The sequence below is a fragment of the Bartonella sp. CR127HXZ genome (genome assembly GCF_042194555.1).
Classification (GTDB): Bacteria; Pseudomonadota; Alphaproteobacteria; order Rhizobiales; family Rhizobiaceae; genus Bartonella; species Bartonella grahamii.
Map to the genome: position 1 here is coordinate 1 of NZ_JBHIMZ010000049.1, position 1189 is coordinate 1189.

Annotated in this window: 1 protein-coding gene; it reads left to right on the forward strand. The window is 43.7% G+C overall.

Annotation, left to right across the window (positions count from 1 at the left end; translation table 11 throughout):
• The first annotated feature begins 1 nt into the window (after position 1).
• Complete coding sequence (tuf, locus tag ACFIKY_RS08970) at positions 2-1177, forward strand: elongation factor Tu (protein WP_012755022.1); 1176 nt, start codon at positions 2-4, stop codon at positions 1175-1177.
• Positions 1178-1189 lie beyond the last annotated feature (12 nt).

Below are 1189 nucleotides of genomic sequence, written 5' to 3' on the forward strand. Positions count from 1 at the left end.
GATGGCGAAGAGCAAGTTTGAACGAACAAAACCGCATGTTAATATTGGTACGATTGGTCACGTTGATCATGGGAAGACCTCGTTGACAGCAGCGATTACGAAATATTTTGGTGAATTTAAAGCCTATGATCAAATTGATGCTGCCCCAGAGGAACGCGCACGTGGAATTACTATTTCTACAGCGCACGTTGAGTATGAAACGGAAAATCGTCACTATGCGCACGTTGATTGTCCAGGACACGCTGATTATGTGAAGAACATGATCACAGGGGCAGCACAGATGGATGGTGCTATTTTGGTTGTTTCAGCAGCTGATGGTCCAATGCCTCAGACACGTGAGCATATTTTGCTTGCGCGTCAGGTTGGTGTTCCAGCAATTGTTGTTTTTCTTAATAAAGTTGATCAGGTTGATGATGCAGAACTTTTGGAGCTTGTAGAGCTTGAGGTTCGGGAACTTTTATCCAAATATGATTTTCCAGGCGATGATATACCAATTGTTAAAGGTTCTGCGTTGGCAGCTCTTGAGGATAAGGATAAAAGCATTGGTGAAGATGCTGTTCGTCTTTTAATGAGTGAAGTTGATAATTATATTCCAACCCCTGAACGTCCTGTTGATCAACCATTTTTGATGCCGATAGAGGATGTATTTTCGATTTCGGGTCGTGGAACCGTTGTTACGGGTCGTGTTGAGCGTGGTGTTATTAAAGTTGGAGAGGAAATCGAGATTATCGGTATTCGTCCAACGTCTAAGACGACGGTTACAGGCGTTGAAATGTTCCGCAAACTTTTAGATCAGGGTCAAGCGGGTGATAATATAGGAGCTCTGCTTCGTGGTGTTGACCGTGAAGGGATTGAGCGTGGTCAAGTATTGGCGAAGCCAGGATCTGTTACGCCTCATACACGTTTTAAAGCAGAAGCTTACATTTTGACAAAAGATGAAGGTGGACGTCATACACCATTTTTCACGAATTATCGTCCTCAGTTTTACTTCCGTACGACGGATGTTACAGGTATTGTTACGCTTCCAGAAGGAACGGAAATGGTTATGCCAGGCGACAATGTTGCCATGGATGTTTCGTTGATCGTTCCGATAGCGATGGAAGAGAAGCTTCGTTTTGCTATTCGTGAAGGTGGTCGTACTGTTGGTGCCGGTATCGTCTCTAAGATCATTGAATAAATAATGCTTGTT